The organism is Streptomyces sp. NPDC001858, assembly GCF_053594615.1.
In genome coordinates this window covers 1-15,315 of the sequence record NZ_JBSFEV010000032.1, presented here as the reverse complement: position 1 = coordinate 15,315, position 15,315 = coordinate 1, and the positions used below count along the sequence as shown (strand labels likewise).

General features: G+C 71.9%; 16 protein-coding genes. 10 read left to right on the top strand and 6 right to left on the bottom strand.

The window, feature by feature from the left end; all coding sequences use genetic code 11:
- The first annotated feature begins 69 nt into the window (after positions 1-69).
- The 6 genes from ACWCPF_RS33540 (at position 70) to hemC (ending at position 4,940) form a co-directional block, all read left to right on the top strand.
- Positions 70-1,050, top strand: coding sequence for an ATP-dependent DNA ligase (locus ACWCPF_RS33540; protein ID WP_451048866.1), 981 nt, complete (start codon positions 70-72; stop codon positions 1,048-1,050).
- Between the two features lie 142 nt (positions 1,051-1,192).
- Entirely contained in the window at positions 1,193-1,969 is a 777-nt protein-coding gene (locus ACWCPF_RS33535) for an NPP1 family protein (protein WP_451048865.1), read from the top strand.
- 134 nt (positions 1,970-2,103) lie between these two features.
- Positions 2,104-2,622: a hypothetical protein gene (locus ACWCPF_RS33530; RefSeq protein WP_451048864.1), complete on the top strand. Its 519-nt coding sequence runs from the start codon at positions 2,104-2,106 to the stop codon at positions 2,620-2,622.
- Positions 2,619-3,083: an N-acetyltransferase family protein gene (locus tag ACWCPF_RS33525; protein WP_451048863.1), complete on the top strand. Its 465-nt coding sequence runs from the start codon at positions 2,619-2,621 to the stop codon at positions 3,081-3,083. Before ACWCPF_RS33530 ends, ACWCPF_RS33525 begins: the two co-directional genes overlap by 4 nt.
- A gap of 11 nt (positions 3,084-3,094) precedes the next feature.
- A complete protein-coding gene (locus tag ACWCPF_RS33520; protein WP_451048862.1) occupies positions 3,095-3,943 on the top strand; it encodes a hypothetical protein in 849 nt (282 codons plus the stop codon).
- A 61-nt stretch (positions 3,944-4,004) separates the two neighbouring features.
- On the top strand, positions 4,005-4,940 hold the full coding sequence (gene hemC, locus ACWCPF_RS33515) for a hydroxymethylbilane synthase (RefSeq protein WP_451048861.1): 936 nt from the start codon (positions 4,005-4,007) through the stop codon (positions 4,938-4,940).
- A 39-nt stretch (positions 4,941-4,979) separates the two neighbouring features.
- Here hemC and ACWCPF_RS33510 read toward each other — a convergent pair whose 3' ends face one another.
- From ACWCPF_RS33510 to ACWCPF_RS33495, 4 genes are all read right to left on the bottom strand, one after another.
- Positions 4,980-5,501 carry a hypothetical protein gene (locus ACWCPF_RS33510; RefSeq protein ID WP_451048860.1) on the bottom strand — a complete coding sequence of 174 codons (522 nt, stop codon included), beginning with the start codon at positions 5,499-5,501 and terminating at the stop codon, positions 4,980-4,982.
- A 192-nt stretch (positions 5,502-5,693) separates the two neighbouring features.
- Positions 5,694-6,554, bottom strand: coding sequence for an ABC transporter permease (locus tag ACWCPF_RS33505; protein WP_451048859.1), 861 nt, complete (start codon positions 6,552-6,554; stop codon positions 5,694-5,696).
- Entirely contained in the window at positions 6,514-7,431 is a 918-nt protein-coding gene (locus ACWCPF_RS33500) for an ABC transporter ATP-binding protein (protein WP_451048858.1), read from the bottom strand. Before ACWCPF_RS33500 ends, ACWCPF_RS33505 begins: the two co-directional genes overlap by 41 nt.
- Positions 7,428-7,895, bottom strand: coding sequence for a MarR family winged helix-turn-helix transcriptional regulator (locus ACWCPF_RS33495; protein WP_451048857.1), 468 nt, complete (start codon positions 7,893-7,895; stop codon positions 7,428-7,430). Before ACWCPF_RS33495 ends, ACWCPF_RS33500 begins: the two co-directional genes overlap by 4 nt.
- 236 nt (positions 7,896-8,131) lie before the next feature.
- Between ACWCPF_RS33495 and ACWCPF_RS33490 the strand changes: the two genes are divergently transcribed.
- Positions 8,132-8,950, top strand: a complete 819-nt coding sequence (locus tag ACWCPF_RS33490) for a SigB/SigF/SigG family RNA polymerase sigma factor (protein ID WP_451048856.1) — start codon at positions 8,132-8,134, stop codon at positions 8,948-8,950.
- A gap of 100 nt (positions 8,951-9,050) precedes the next feature.
- Positions 9,051-9,854, top strand: a complete 804-nt coding sequence (locus ACWCPF_RS33485; RefSeq protein WP_451048855.1) for a VOC family protein — start codon at positions 9,051-9,053, stop codon at positions 9,852-9,854.
- A gap of 18 nt (positions 9,855-9,872) precedes the next feature.
- Here the strand turns inward: ACWCPF_RS33485 and glgX are convergent, their stop codons facing one another.
- Positions 9,873-11,990 carry a glycogen debranching protein GlgX gene (gene glgX, locus ACWCPF_RS33480; protein WP_451048854.1) on the bottom strand — a complete coding sequence of 706 codons (2,118 nt, stop codon included), beginning with the start codon at positions 11,988-11,990 and terminating at the stop codon, positions 9,873-9,875.
- 35 nt (positions 11,991-12,025) lie between these two features.
- Entirely contained in the window at positions 12,026-12,538 is a 513-nt protein-coding gene (locus ACWCPF_RS33475; protein WP_451048853.1) for a pep a2, read from the bottom strand.
- Positions 12,539-12,845: 307 nt separating this feature from the next.
- Between ACWCPF_RS33475 and ACWCPF_RS33470 the strand changes: the two genes are divergently transcribed.
- Positions 12,846-13,145: a DUF5133 domain-containing protein gene (locus tag ACWCPF_RS33470; RefSeq protein WP_451048852.1), complete on the top strand. Its 300-nt coding sequence runs from the start codon at positions 12,846-12,848 to the stop codon at positions 13,143-13,145.
- Between the two features lie 72 nt (positions 13,146-13,217).
- Entirely contained in the window at positions 13,218-15,173 is a 1,956-nt protein-coding gene (locus ACWCPF_RS33465) for an alpha-1,4-glucan--maltose-1-phosphate maltosyltransferase (protein WP_451048851.1), read from the top strand.
- Positions 15,174-15,315 lie beyond the last annotated feature (142 nt).

Here is a 15,315-nt window from a genome sequence, read left to right as displayed (position 1 = left end):
CAGCGCCGTTCAGGCGAAACCGGGGCGTCGGCCGCGTGCGGCGGCCCGGCGGCGTCCACAACTCAACCCGTGACCCTCCCGCGCATCGCCCCCATGCTCGCCACCCCGGGCGCTCTGCCGCCCGCCGCTCAGGACGCCCGGTGGGCCTACGAGACCAAGCAGGACGGGCAGCGGGCGGTCGTGTACCTCGCCGGGGACGGGAGCATCGTCCTGCGCGCCCGTTCGGGGGAGGACATCACCGGCGCCTACCCCGAACTGCGGCCGCTGGGCGCGGCGCTCGGCGCGACGCCCGCCGTGCTGGACGGGGAGGTGCTCGCCCTGGACGAACTCGGGCGCGCCGACTTCCAGTTGCTGCAGTCCCGGATGGGGCTGGTGCAGGCGCCGGGCAAGGCCGCGCGGCTGGCCGCGGCGGCGCCCGTGCACCTGGTCCTGTTCGACGTGCTGCACCTGGGCGGGCGTTCCCAGCTAGCCCTGTCCTACGCGCGGCGCCGGGCCCGGCTGGAGGCGCTGGAACTGGCCGGGCCGTGCTGGTCGACGCCGGGCGCCCTGGTCGGGCATGGCCGGGAGGCGCTGGCGGCAACCCGGGCGCACGGGCTGGAGGGGCTCGTCTGCAAGCGGCTGGACTCGGTGTACGAACCGGGCGTGCGCTCCCGGGCCTGGATCAAGATCCGGAACATGTCGGTCGCGGACGTCCTGGTCGGCGGCTGGCTGCCCGGCAAGGGGCGGCTGACCGGGCTGCCCGGGGCCGTCCTGGTCGGACAGCGCGCCGCGACGGGTCTGCGGTACGTCGGCAATGTGGGCACCGGCTGGAGCGAGGCCGAGCGCGTCGAACTCGCGGCGCTGCTGCGGGCCGCCGGGACCGACGTCTGCCCCTTCGACTCCGTGCCGCCCGCGGCGGGCGCGCACTGGGTCGTGCCCCGGCTGGTCGGCGAGGTCCGCTATCGCACGCGGACCCGGGCGGGGTTGCTGCGCCAGCCGTCGTGGCTGCGGCTGCGTATCGACCTGACGCCCGAGGAGTCGGCGGCGGACCTTCCGGACACATCCGCCTGACCCGGCATCAGATGGCCAACTATTGGGCTGTCCTTCATCACTGATACGCCTGCGACCTCTTGGCGCGGAAGTGAAAACCCTGGAAGCTGAACTTCCTTTTCCCCCACAGCCGTTCGGCTGCGCCCGCCTCACAGGAGAACGCGTGTCCTCTGCCACGTTCAAGACCAACCGCAGGAGATTGCTCACCGGTCTCGCCGGTGCCGCCGCACTCGTCCTCGCCGTCCCCTCGGCCGCCTTCGCCGCGCCTCCCCAGGCGCTGTCGCAGAACGCCGAGGCCGCCGAGCTGACGTACCAGCCCGCCTTCGACTACGACACGGACGGGTGCTACCCCACGCCCGCCATCGGACCCGACGGCACGATCAACGGCGGTCTGAAGCCGACCGGTTCGCTCAGCGGCGACTGCCACGACGCCTCCGACCTGAACAACACCAACAGCTACTCGCGCTACAAGTGCAACAACGGCTGGTGCGCGTACATGTACAGCCTGTACTTCGAGAAGGACCAGGCGCTGGCGAACAGCAGCATCGGCGGGCACCGGCACGACTGGGAGCACGTGGTCGTCTGGGTGCAGAACGGCGCGGTGCAGTACGTCTCGACGTCCAACCACGGCTCGTTCACCGTGCACGCGGCGTCGACGGTGCGGTTCGAGGGCACCCACGCGAAGGCCGTCTACCACAAGGACGGCATCAGCACGCACTGCTTCCGGCTGGGCAACTCGGGCGACGAGCCGCCGGAGAACGCCAAGGGCACCTGGCAGTACCCGCCGCTGGTCGGCTGGAACGGCTACCCGTCGGGCCTGCGCGACAAGTTGAGCGCGTACGACTTCGGCAGCGCCAACTTCGGTCTGAAGGACGCCAGCTTCGCCGGCAACCTGTCGTCGGCCAAGCCGGCCGGGATCTCCTTCGACCCCAACGCGTGACCCCGGGCCGGGATCGGCCCCGAGGCGGCATCCCGTGTCCGGGGCCGCCCCGGGGCCGGTCCTCGGCCACGTTGAACCGACCGGTCCGTACCTTGACCGTGGACGGCGGCGCGGGTACGTCGCATGATGTTCGGATGGATCTTCACGACGAACTGCCGTCGGCCGTCCCGGCGAAGGAGTTGCGCGCGCTCGCCGAGGGTCACCACGCCCGCGCCGCCCGCCCGTTGGGCGTCCAGGAGGTCGCCGGACACCTGGTCAAGACCTACGCGATCGAGGCCCCGGGGCGGACGGTGACCGAGCGGGACGCCCAGGCGGCGCTGCGGATCGCCGAGGGCCAGCTGGCGCTCGGCGAGCTGCGCGGCTCGCTCGGTCTGGCCGTCGTCCTGGTGCACGCGGGCGGCGACGGGGACTACCTCCTGATCCACACCTGGATCGAGGGCCATATGTCGGACCTGGCGGTGTTCACCGGTCCGGCCGGCAGACCGGACGCGCTGCGGCCCGGGAGAGCGGGGCTCGCCCCGTGCGTGTGGGAGGCCGCCGTCCTGGCTCATGAACGCGACGCCTTCGCACGGCAGGTCCTCGACGGCGCCGGCTCCCTCGCGGAGCGGCTCGCCGCGTGGGGCGCGGACACGATCGAGGGAGACGTCAGGTGAGCGCCGCCCGGGTCCGGCACGCCGAGCGGTCGGATCTGCCGCGCGTCGCCGAACTGGCCGCCCTGCACGCGGAGTACGAGCGTGCCGCCCCGCCGACGCCCGACCTCGCGGGCCGCCTGGCGGTGCTCCTCTTCGACGACCCCGCCCCCCGGCTGTGCTGTCTGGTCGCCGAACTGCCCGACGGCGAGCTCGTCGGCTACGCCACCTGCGCGCCCGAGCTCTCCACCTGGGAGGGCCGCGAGTACCTCCACATGGACTGTCTGTTCCTCGCCCCCGGCCACCGCGGCCTCGGACTGGGCCCGCTGATGATGGACGCGGTCGCCGACCGGGCCCGCAGCCTGGGCCTCGCCGAGGTGCAGTGGCAGACCCCCGTCTGGAACGACGGCGCGATCCGGTTCTACGCCCGCAACGGCGCCCTGGGCACCGACAAGCGGCGCTTCAGCCTGCGGGTGAACCCCTGAGACGCGAGGGGATGGGCGCCCGCCGGCTGTACGAGGCGCTGCGCGACGGAACGGCGGACCGCGACCCCGCCCCGGTCATCGCGGCCTGGCTGGCCCGCGCCGAGGGCGCCTACCGCACCGAACTCCTCGCGGGCGCAGGCGTGTTGGCGACTCGCACCGGACCGCAGGACCGCCGGGCGGAACTGCTCTGGGAGCTGTACGCGCTGAGCCGGGTCAGCGATGTGCTGCTGCTGTCCCGTCAGCCGCCGCCCGCCCCCGGCGAGGAGGACCGCTTACGCCACTGGCCCACGGTGGGACCGGACGAGTACACGGCCCTGTTCGCCGGGCTCGGGATGACGCCGTTCGAGGAGAGCCGGGCGTTCGATCCGTTCCGGCACGAGATCGTGGAGGTCGAGCAGGCCGAGGACCCGGACGAGCCGGTGCGGATCACCGGGACGCTCTGGCCGGGGCTCCGGCTGGGACCCGTCCTGTTCGGCCGGGCCGGGGTCCGGGTGCGCGCGGGCGTCCGGCACGCCGAACGCGGGGTCGCCGACCGCTCGCCCCTGTACTGGACGTTTCTGCGCCGGCACCGCCCGACCGTCGACGAGTCCCTGGGCTGGGGGCACAACTCCCAGTGGCGCACCGACTTCAGGGTGGACCTGCGCACCGCCGACGGCGAGGTGCTCAACGCCGAGGGACCCGACGACGCCCACTCGGTGCAGGACGACCCCCATACGGCCCTGCTGACGCCCGCGGAGCGAAGCGAGCTGCTGCGCCACCGCTGTCTGCTGCGCACGCCGTCGCGGGTCGCCGAACTCGACGCCGTCTCACCCGACTGGGCCACGGACCTCTACCCCTTCGACTGGCGGGCGCATCGCTGACGCGTGGCCGAAACCTGCCATCGGTGCGGGGCGCGGGTCGCGAGGGTCTATCGTGTCCCGCATGTCCGTCCCGGAACTGATCCGCATCGTCTCCCGCGACTCGCCCATGGCCCTGGCCCAAGTGGAGCGCGTCCGCGCGGAGTTGACCGCCCTGTACCCCGCCGTGCGCACCGAGGTCGTCCCGGTGAAGACGACCGGCGACAAGTGGATGGGCGACCTGTCCAAGGTCGAGGGCAAGGGCGCGTTCACCAAGGAGGTCGACGCCGCGCTGCTGGCCGGCGAGGCGGATCTCGCGGTGCACTGCGTCAAGGACGTCCCCGCCGACCGACCGCTGCCCGCGGGCACGGTGTTCGCCGCGTTCCTGCGACGCGACGACATCCGCGACGCCCTCGTGCACCCGGGCGGCCTCACCCTGGACGAGCTGCCGGCCGGGACCCGCGTCGGCACCTCCTCGGTGCGCCGGATCGCCCAGCTCGCCGCCACCCACCCGCACCTGGAGTGCGTGCCGTTCCGCGGCAACGCCAACCGGCGGCTGGAGAAGCTCGCGGCGGGCGAGGCGGACGCGCTGCTGCTCGCGGTGTCCGGCCTGGAGCGCATCGACCGGCGTGACGTGATCAGCGAGGTGCTGTCGCCGGAGACCATGATGCCGCCGATCGGCGCGGGCATCCTCGCCCTGCAGTGCCGAGAGGGCGACAGCGAGCTCATCGACGCGGTCAGCGGGCTCGGCGATCCGGCCACCCATCGGGAGGCCACGGCGGAGCGCATGTTCCTGCACGTCCTCCAGGGGCACTGCAACAGCCCGATCGCGGGCTTCGCGCGGGTCGACCGCAGCGGCGAACTGTCCCTGCGTGCCTGTGTGTTCACCCCGGACGGCAAGACCCGGCTGAACGCCCACGAGTGGGCGGGTCCCCTGGACCCGGCGACGCTCGGCACCTCGGTGGCGGTGTCGTTGCTGCGTCAGGGCGCGCGCGACATCATCGACGGCATCCCGCACTGACGGTTCGACAACTGCACCTGTACGAGAGGGCGTCGCCGGTCAGGCGGTGCCCTCTTCGGCCTGTTCGCGCAGGAAGTTGCTCACCTGGCCGGCCAGACTGTCACGGGCGGCTCCGGCCGAAGCCCCGCAGGCCCCCTCGTGCAGTCCCATGCCGCCCGTCCACAGCCGACGGTCGGCCCAGTCGTCGTCGACCCGCAGCTGGATCTGGACGTCCACCTGCCCGAGGGACGCCTCGGGTCCGGCCGCGTACAGCACGGCGGTGACCCGGCGCAGCGGATAGACGTCGAAGCCCTCGATGAACTGCGAGTTGCGCCAGTCGATGAACGCGCTCTCGCCGTCCGGCCCGAGCCGTACGTCGATCTGGCCGTCCTCGAGGTGGATCGTGGGGTTCAGGCTGCCCCGGTTCTCGACGGTCACCCGCAGGCTGAAATAGGTGAGCCCCTCGGCTGCGTCGTCGCGCCCCCGCGGCGGCTCGCTCTGCTCCATGCGGTGGACGCGGACCCGCAGACCGGCGTACTCGTCGTACTCGTGCCAGTCCCCGACCACGTTCGGCTCGTACACAGTCCACCTCTCGACTTGCTATCGGCTGCTTCCTATCCGTGTGCCGAGCGCACTGTCAAATGCGCAGAATGCGCTGTGGCCAGGGAATTCGCCCCCTCTGATCATTGATCAAGCCGTGCGCAGGGACAATCCGCCGACCGGCTCGGAAAGGGCTTGCCGGGGGCGTGCCGCACATCACGTCCGCGGCCAAGATCAGCGGGCCAGCCGCCCCAGGAGCGAGGAGGCCGCGGTGATGCCGAGCGCCGCCGCCACGATCAGCACCCCGAAGTCGAGGGCTAGGTGCGCGGGCGTGCCGAGGAGCAGCCCGCGCAGGGCGTCCACTTCGTAGCTGAGCGGGTTGACCTTGCTGACGGCCTGGAGCCAGCCCGGCATGATGTCGACCGGGTAGAGGGCGTTGGAGCCGAAGAACAACGGCATGGTGATCGCCTGGCCGATGCCCATCAGGCGGTCGCGGCTCAGGACGATGCCCGCGATGGTCATCGACAGACAGGAGAAGAAGGCCGAGCCGAGGACGACGATCGCGGCGACCCCGAGCAGCTTGAGCGGGTTCCAGGTCAGGGCCACGCCCAGCAGGGCGGCGATGACGACCACGACGACCGCCTGGATCACCGACTTCACCCCGGCCGCGAAGGCCTTGCCGGTGATCAGCGCGGACCGTGGAGTGGGCGTCACCAGCAGCTTGTTGAGGACTCCGGCGTCCCGCTCCCAGATGATCTGGATGCCGTAGAAGATGGCGATGAGCATCGCGGACTGGGCGATGATGCCGGGCGCCAGATAGTCGATGTAGGGGATCCCGCCGGTCGGGATCGCCTTGATGCGGGTGAAGGTCTGACCGAAGATCAGCAGCCACAGGGCGGGCTGGACGGCACGCGTGTACAGCTCAGTGCGGTCGTGGCGCAGCTTCTGCAGTTCGACTGCGCACAGGGCGGCAATCCGGGCCGGCAGCAGCAGTCGGCCGGCCCGGGGCCGGGGCGGCACCAGCAGCAGCTCGATGCCCTGCGCCCGGGCGCGCTCAGCCGACGCGTCGGGCGGTGCGGCGGGTGCTTCGGACATCGCGGAAACCTCCTGCCTGCTCGTCGAGGGCACTGCCGGCGACCTCCCGGAAGACGTCCTCCAGGGTCGGCAGCGGATCCGTGGCCGCCGCGCCCTCGGCACGACGGCGTTCCCCGAGCTCCTGCCGCAGCTCGACGGGGGCGCCGAGGGCGCGGATCCGGCCGCGGTGCATCAGGGCGACCCGGTCGCAGTACTGGTCGGCCTCGTCCATGTAGTGCGTGGTCACCAGGACCGTCATGCCGGTGGCCTCGCGGACGGCCGTGATGTGCTCCCAGACACTCGTTCGGGCGATCGGGTCGAGGCCGATCGTCGGCTCGTCGAGGATCAGCAGCCGGGGCGCGCTGACCAGGGCCTGGGCGAGTTCGAGACGGCGGACCATGCCGCCGGAGTAGGTCCCGGCCAGCCGGTCGGCGGCGTCCGAGAGGTCGACGGCGGCGAGCGCCTGCCCGACGCGTGCCGCCCGCTCGCGCCGGGGCACGTCGAAGACCCGGGCGAACAGCGAGACGTTCTCCCGGCCGGTCAGGCCCGCGTCCGCGGAGAGCTGCTGCGGCACATAGCCGAGCAGCCGGCGTACGGCCATCCGGTCCCCGGCGGCGTCGCGGCCGAAGACGCGCACCATGCCGGCCGGGACCGGCAGCAGTGTGGTGATGCAGCGGATGGCGGTGGTCTTGCCGGCTCCGTTGGGCCCGAGCAGGCCGAAGACCTCGCCCTCCCGCACGGTCAGCTCCAGCCCGTCGACGGCCCGGGTGTCGCCGAACGCGTAGGCGAGCCCCGTACAGGCGACGGCGTCCGGGGCGGTGTCGCCTCCGGTGCCGGTGCCGGTGTCGGTGCCGGTGTCGGTGCCGGTGTCGGTGTCGGTGTCGGTGTCGGTCGTCATGAGTCCTCGGACTCCTCGTGCAGATCGACGGCGAGTGCGCGCAGGGCCGGGAGCGCCGCGCGCAGGGCCTCCCGGTCGGCGGCGTCGAGCCGAGCGACGTGCCGGCCGACGAGCGCGGCGCGCCGCTCCTGCCAGGCCCGCAGCCGGGTCTCGGCCGCCTCGGTGAGCAGCAGTCGGGCGGCCCGCCGGTCGGCGGGGTCCTGCTCCCGGACCAGGTAGCCGTCCTTGACCAGCTGGTTGACGAGGGTCGAGACGGAGTTGCCCGCGAGGTACAGCTCCTTCGCGGCCTCCGAGACGCCGATGCCGGGCCGGGTCCCGACCAGGCGCAGCAGCTCGACCTCGGCGCCGCGCAGCCGTGGCACGGTCAGCCCGGCCCGCAGGCGCCTCCTGAGCAGCCGCTGGACGCCGACGAGCGCGTCGGCGAGCTCTTCCGGGAACGGGTCGTGCCGCGCGTCGCCTTCCACACGTCGACGTTACCTCTGCATCAGAGGTAATCGACCCAAAAGGAGGTCAAGAGCGCGAAGGTCGAGAGCGGGACGCCGGAAGCCGGGGGGCAGGAGCGGGGCGCCAGGAGCCACACTGTATAAATAGGTCAAAACCGTTTCAAAATGCTCGATGCCGGGAATCGGGCACGAAGTGCTTCGGACAGGAGGCACGTCCGTGGGACCGACCCGGCACCCTCCTGAGGGAGGCGCGCATCATGCGTACGACGACCGTCCGATCCAAGCAGCACCCCCACGACGACGCCCCGGACACCACCGAGGCCTTCGTGCGGCTCGTGGGGCTGCCCGACGGGCCGCAGCGCCAGGCGCTCAAGGACGAGCTGGTCCGCCTCTGGCTGCCCATGGCCGAGCGGATAGCCGTCCGGTTCCGGGGGCGCGGCGAGGCCCTGGAGGACCTGTACCAGGTCGCGGCTCTAGGGCTCGTCAAGGCCGTCGATCACTACGATCCGGACCGCGGCCGCGCCTTCGAGGCGTATGCGGTGCCGACGATCACGGGTGAGATCAAGCGCCACTTCCGCGACCACATGTGGACGCTGCATGTGCCGCGCCGGGTCCAGGATCTGCGCAACCGGGTCCGGCACGCCGCGAAGGAGCTGTCCCAGACGACTCCGGGCCGCCCGCCGACCGACGCCGAGATCGCCGCGTACGCGCAGCTGACCGAGGACGAGGTGCGCACCGGCGCCGAGGCCCTGGACTGCTTCTCCGCGCTGTCGCTGGAGGCCGAGCTGCCCGGCACCGACGGCTACGCCCTGGAGGACGCCCTCGGCGTCCCCGACCCCGGCTTCGACACGGTCGTCGACCGGGTGGCCGTCGCGCCCTGTCTGCGGGCGCTGCCCGAGCGCGAACGGACCATCCTCTACCTGCGGTTCTTCGCGGGCATGACACAGAGCCGGATCGCGGAGCAGCTGGGCATCTCGCAGATGCACGTCTCGCGGCTGCTGAGCGGCTGCTTCGAGCGGCTGCGCGAGGAGATCGACGAGATCTCCGTCGAGCCGAGCCGATCCGCCCCGCACTGACCTCGCCCGGAGCACTCGGCAGGCGCCTCGGACGGTTCCGGCCGGACACTGGTGGGGAGCCGTCCGCCCGCCGACGGCAGAGACCAGGAACGCGAGTGCCATGAACCATCGCCCGACCCCCGCCTCCGGTGCGCGGAGAGCCGTCTCCACGCAGTCCGTGTTCGGTGCGCCCTGCTGGGTGAGCCTGACCAGCCGCGATCTGGAGGCCACCCAGGACTTCTACGCCGCCGTGCTGGGCTGGGAGTGGCGTCGGGCCGGGCTCGGCGACCACTTCCGCACGGCCTTGGTCGGCAACGTCCCGGTCGCCGGGGTGGCCGCCGTGGCGTCGATGTGGCAGATGGCGGTCGCCTGGACGCCGTACTTCGCCGTGCCCAGCGCGGACGAGGCGGCGTCCCGGGCCCGGGAGCGCGGCGGGACGGTGGCGGTGGGGCCGATCTCGCTCCCGCCGGGCCGGGCGGTGCTGCTGGCCGACCGGGACGGCGCGACCTTCGGCGTCTGGGAGGGCGAGCTGATCGGCAACTGGGAGGCCTGGCAGCAGGCGGTGCCCGCCTTCATCAGACTCCACACGCGCGACGCGTTCGACTCCGCCATCTTCTACGGCGAGCTCCTCGACTGGGCCACGGACCGTCCCGGCGCCTGCGAGGTCCGCTACGAGGGCGGTGAGGTCGTGCTGCGCAGCCGGGGCGAGGTCGTGGCGCGGATCGAGTCGGGCGCGCTGGAGGCGGCGCCCGATCCGACGATCCGTCCGCACTGGCAGGTCCACTTCGCCGTGGCGGACGTGGCGGCGTGCGCGCGGGCGGCGGAGAAGCACGGCGGCAGTGTGCTGGTCGAGAGCGAGCACGAGGCGGTCCTGCGGGATCCGGACGGCGCGCAGTTCACGGTGACCTCGCGCCGGGAGCACTGAACTGCGCCTCCCGCGCCCCTACTCGGAGCGCTTCGGGGGCCGCGACAGCACGAGCAGGCTGCGGGCCTCCAGCGTCACGTCCGCGCCCGCCTTGTACTCCGTCTCGTCGGGCCCGCCGGCCGGCTCCACGGTGTCGGCGCACACCGTCCAGCGTTCGCCGTACGCGGCGCCGGGCAGCCGGAAGACGACCGGTTCCCAGTAGCTGTTGAACAGCAGCAGGAACGAGTCGTCGACGAGCGGGCGGCCGCGCGGGTCGGGTTCGGCGATGGCGTCGCCGTTGAGGAAGACGCCGACGCTGTGCGCGTCGGCGCGCTGCCAGTCCCGGGCCGTCATCTCGCGCGCGTCCGGCAGCAGCCACACCAGGTCGGGCAGCGGCCGCCCGGCGGGTCTGACGGTCACGCCGCGGAAGAAGCGCCGCCGCCGCAGCACGGGGTGGGCGGCGCGCAGCGCGACGAGGCGGCGGCAGAAGTCGGTGAGGGAGCGCTGTTCGTCGGTCAACCCCCAGTCGGTCCAGGAGACTTCGTTGTCCTGGCAGTAGGCGTTGTTGTTGCCGCGCTGGGTGCGGCCGAGCTCGTCGCCGTGGGAGAGCATCGGGATGCCCTGCGACAGCAGCAGCGTGGCGAGCAGGTTGCGCTGCTGCCGGGCGCGCAGCCGCAGGACCGCGGGGCGGTCGGTGGGGCCTTCGGTCCCGCAGTTCCAGGACCGGTTGACGCTCTCGCCGTCCCGGTTGCCCTCGCCGTTGGCCTCGTTGTGCTTGTCGTTGTACGAGACGAGGTCGCGCAGCGTGAAACCGTCGTGCGCGGTGACGAAGTTGACGCTGGCGCGCGGCCGGCGCCCGCTGTGGTCGTACAGGTCGGAGGAGCCGGTCAGCCGGGAGGCGAACTCGCCCAGCGAGCCGGGTTCCGCGCGCCAGAAGTCCCGTACGGCGTCGCGGTAGCGGCCGTTCCACTCCGACCACAGGGGCGGGAAGTTGCCCACCTGGTAGCCGCCCTCGCCGACGTCCCAGGGTTCGGCGATCAGCTTGACGCGGCTGATCACCGGGTCCTGCTGGATGAGGTCGAAGAACGCGGACAGCCGGTCCACCTCGTGGAACTGCCGGGCGAGGGTGGCGGCGAGGTCGAAGCGGAAGCCGTCGACGTGCATCTCGGTCACCCAGTACCGCAGCGAGTCCATGATCAGCTGAAGGACGTGCGGGTGCCGCATGAGCAGGCTGTTGCCGGTGCCCGTGGTGTCGTAATAGTGCGACCAGTCGCCGTCCACGAGCCGGTAGTAGGAGGCGTTGTCGATGCCGCGGAAGGAGAGGGTGGGGCCCTTCTCGCTGCCCTCGGCGGTGTGGTTGTAGACGACGTCGAGGATCACCTCGAGTCCGGCCGCGTGCAGCGCCTTCACCATGGTCTTGAACTCGGTGACCTGTCCGCCGCGGCTGCCGTGGGCGGCGTAGGCGTTGTGCGGTGCGAAGAAGCCGATGGTGTTGTAGCCCCAGTAGTTGGACAGCCCCCGGTCCTTGAGCACGCCGTCCTGGACGTACTGGTGTACGGGCATCAGCTCGATCGCCGTCACGCCCAGCGAGGTGAGGTGCCCGGTCACCGCGGGGTGCGCGAGGCCGGCGTAGGTGCCGCGCAGCGCGGACGGCACGTCGGGGTGGGTGCGGGTCAGCCCGCGCACATGGGCCTCGTAGATCACCGTGTCGGCGTAGGGGCGCCCGAGCGGTTCGTCGTCGCCCCAGTCGAAGGCGGGGTCGGTAACGACACCGAGCAGGGTGTGTCCGGCGCTGTCCGCCGGGTCGGGGTCCTCGCCGGCCCGTTCGAGGAGCGAGGCGTGGTTGTCGATCTGCCCGTCGACGGCCCGCGCGTAGGGGTCGAGGAGCAGTTTCGCCGGGTTGCAGCGATGGCCGGCCTCCGGGTCCCACGGCCCGTGCACCCGGAAGCCGTAGCGCTGCCCGGGGCCGGTCCCGGGCAGGTAGACGTGCCAGACGAAGCCGTCGACCTCGGTCAGCGGGACCTCGCGGGCGGTGCCGTCGTCGTCGACGAGGACGAGGTCGACGCGCTGGGCGACCTCGCTGAACAGCGCGAAGTTGGTGCCCTGTCCGTCGAAGTCGGCGCCCAACGGGTAGGGGTGCCCGCTCCAGGCGGGCACCCCTGCGCCGCGGTGCGTCCGGTTCGGCCGGGAGGTCACCGGGCGGCCGCCAGGACACCGCACGTATCGCCCGACGGGGCGGCCAGGGCGGCCGCCGGGAGCTCCCGGGGCACCCGCAGCACCTCGCGCAGGCTGGGCGTCGGCGTGGTCGGCACGAGCGGCACACGTTCGCCGGAACGGGCCCGCTGGGAGAACCAGATGACCTTGCTGCCGCTGTCGGTCGCGCAGCAGCCCCAGCCGTCGCTCATCGCGGCGATCCGCTCCAGACAGGAGCGCAGGTCCTGGTCGGGGCGCAGCCGGCGGTCGTCGCCGCCGACGGCGGTGATCAGATGCTGGCCGTTCCACCACATCTCGATCGAGATGTGCTTGTCCGTGGCGTGTTCGTCGATGGCCCTCAGCAGCATCTCGGCGCCGTGGCAGACGGGCTCGACGAGCGTATCGAGGTCCCAGTACCTCAGATGGGCGGCCATGATGCGCCTGACCTGGGCGACCCGTTCCGGACTCACGTCCACGTCGAGGTGGTAGTAGCAGGGGACTGCGGTCTTCATCTCGTTCGCTCCTCACCGGCGAGGCTCCCGCTCCTCCTCGGCCCGACAGGTCGAGTTACCCGACACGAAGCGTGAGCGGCAATCGCTTCTGAGTCACAACCACAGTGGGGCTGCTACGCCATTCGTGCAACACGAGCACACCACAACCAAGATCCAACAGGACGTTGGGTGATGCGCCGTGCACCATAAGTGAAGGCCTCGGGAGGTTGGACGCTTTCGCGCCTCTGAGTGAAGGGCCTCGCTGCATGAGCCGACCCGCTCGCCTCGAGCGACGTACCTCTTGAACTCCCGGAAGGTGAACCGCGCGATGCTGCAACCAGCGAAGACCGAAGTCGCCAGAACCCTGCGCAGTTACCGTGCCTGGGAGCGGGCCATGCTCGCGCGCCCCGGCGACCGCTCGGCGCGGGCGACCTTCGAGGACTGCGGCTACACGTTGTGCGTGCTGATGGGCAAGCGCTGCGCACGGGAGGCCGCCGAGGCCGCCGAGGAGTATCTGCGGGCCGGTGCGGACTCCCGCCTGCTGCAGCGCGGGGCGCCCAGCCGACGGAACGGCGTCGCGCGGCTCGCCGTGACCCGTCCGCTGCGCTGCCTGCCGGCGGAGACGTAACGCCACGCGGGTGCAGGTCGTTGGCCCAACACCGGGCGAACAACGCCATTTTCAGCAAGCGGAGGTGCAAGGGTGAAGTCCACCAGGGCGATCGGCCGTATCCCGGTGAGGGACGTCGAACCGCGCGTGGAGTGCGGCAGGCGGCCGGCGAAAGCCGTGACCGGGGAGACGGTGCGGATCTCCGCGACGGTGTTTCGCGAGGGCCACGACGCCATCGGCGCCAACGTGGTCCTCAAGAGCCCGGACGGCGACCGCGGGCCCTGGACGCCGATGCGCGAACTCGCCCCCGGCAGCGATCGCTGGGGCGCCGATGTGACCCTGGAGACCATGGGGCGCTGGACCTACGTCGTGGAGGCGTGGAGCGACCCGATCGCCACCTGGCGCCGCCACGCGGAGATCAAGATCCCGGCGGGGATCGACGCGGGTCTGGTCCTGGAGGAGGGCGGCCGCCTCTTCGAGCGCGCCGCCGCCAAGGCCCCGCGCGGGCCGGAGCGCACCCTGCTGCGGGAGACGGCGAAGAAGCTGCTCGACGACTCCGCGCCGGTCGCCGAGCGCTACGCGGCGGCGTCGGCGCCGGAGGTGGTCGCGCTCCTCGGCCGGCGCCCGCTGCGGGAACTGGTCACCGCGTCCGAGCCGCTGCCGCTGCTCGTCGAGCGGGAACGGGCCCTGTACGGCGCGTGGTACGAGTTCTTCCCCCGCTCCGAGGGCACCCCCGAGCGCCCGCACGGCACCTTCCGCACCGCCGCCCGCAGACTGCCCGCGATCGCCGAGATGGGCTTCGACGTCGTCTATCTGCCGCCGATCCACCCCATCGGCACCACGTTCCGCAAGGGCCGCAACAACACGCTGAACGCCGGTCCGGACGACGTCGGCGTGCCGTGGGCGATCGGCTCGCCCGAGGGCGGGCACGACGCCGTCCACCCGGAGCTGGGCACGCTGGAGGACTTCGCCTGGTTCGTGGAACAGGCCAAGGGCCACGGGCTGGAGATCGCCCTCGACTTCGCCCTGCAGTGCTCCCCCGACCACCCCTGGGTGCACAAGCACTCCGAGTGGTTCCACCACCGCCCGGACGGCACGATCACCTACGCGGAGAACCCGCCGAAGAAGTACCAGGACATCTACCCGATCGCCTTCGACGCCGATCTGAAGGGGCTGATCTCGGAGACCGTCCGCGTACTGCGGCACTGGATGTCGTACGGGGTGCGGATCTTCCGCGTCGACAACCCGCACACCAAGCCGCTCGTGTTCTGGGAGCGGGTCATCGCGGACGTCAACCGCACGGACCCGGACGTCATCTTCCTGGCCGAGGCCTTCACCCGCCCGGCGATGATGCACACCCTCGCCCAGATCGGCTTCCAGCAGTCCTACACGTACTTCACCTGGCGCAACACCAAGGAAGAGCTCACCGAGTACCTCACCGAACTGTCGGGCGACGCCGCCGCCTACATGCGGCCCAACCTCTTCCCCAACACCCCCGACATCCTGCACGAGTACCTCCAGCACGGCGGACGCCCCGCCTTCGAGTCCCGCGCCGTCCTGGCCGCCACCCTCTCCCCCACCTGGGGCGTCTACAGCGGCTACGAGCTCTGCGAGAACACCGCGCGCGAGCCCGGCGGCGAGGAGTACCTGGACTCCGAGAAGTACCAGCTCAAGCCGCGCGACTGGGCGGCGGCCGAACGCGAGGGCCGCAGCCTCGCGCCGCTGATCACGAAGCTCAACGCGATCCGGCGGGCCAACCCGGCGCTGCACCGGCTGCGCAACCTCCGGTTCCACCACACGGACAACCCCGCCGTCATCGCGTACAGCAAGCGCACGGGCTCGAACACGGTTGTGGTGGTCGTCAACCTCGACCCCCACCACACCCAGGAGGCCACGGTCTCGTTGGACATGCCGCAACTCGGCCTGGACCACGGCACAGCCCTGTCCGTCCGCGACGAACTGACGGGAGCCACCTACGCCTGGGGCGGCACGAACTACGTGCGCCTGGAGCCCGGCCGGACGCCTGCCCACGTGTTCCACGTCCGGTGACCCGCACCGCCGATCGGAGGCTCCCGACCGCCATGACCGTCAACTCGCCTGTTCCGGACACCTTCGAGGACACTCCCGCCAAGGACCGCGACCCCGAGTGGTTCAAACGCGCCGTGTTCTACGAGGTCCTCGTCCGTTCCTT

Excerpts from the sequence above, each read along its gene's own strand:
- ACWCPF_RS33490 (WP_451048856.1), top strand. The coding sequence starts at position 8,132 with ATGCGTACGACGACCGTCCGATCCAAGCAGCACCCCCACGACGACGCC.
- ACWCPF_RS33475 (WP_451048853.1), bottom strand. The coding sequence starts at position 12,538 with ATGAAGACCGCAGTCCCCTGCTACTACCACCTCGACGTGGACGTGAGT.
- ACWCPF_RS33485 (WP_451048855.1), top strand. The coding sequence starts at position 9,051 with ATGAACCATCGCCCGACCCCCGCCTCCGGTGCGCGGAGAGCCGTCTCC.
- ACWCPF_RS33500 (WP_451048858.1), bottom strand. The coding sequence starts at position 7,431 with ATGACGACCGACACCGACACCGACACCGACACCGGCACCGACACCGGC.
- ACWCPF_RS33505 (WP_451048859.1), bottom strand. The coding sequence starts at position 6,554 with ATGTCCGAAGCACCCGCCGCACCGCCCGACGCGTCGGCTGAGCGCGCC.
- ACWCPF_RS33530 (WP_451048864.1), top strand. The coding sequence starts at position 2,104 with ATGGATCTTCACGACGAACTGCCGTCGGCCGTCCCGGCGAAGGAGTTG.
- ACWCPF_RS33470 (WP_451048852.1), top strand. The coding sequence starts at position 12,846 with ATGCTGCAACCAGCGAAGACCGAAGTCGCCAGAACCCTGCGCAGTTAC.
- ACWCPF_RS33520 (WP_451048862.1), top strand. The coding sequence starts at position 3,095 with ATGGGCGCCCGCCGGCTGTACGAGGCGCTGCGCGACGGAACGGCGGAC.
- hemC (WP_451048861.1), top strand. The coding sequence starts at position 4,005 with ATGTCCGTCCCGGAACTGATCCGCATCGTCTCCCGCGACTCGCCCATG.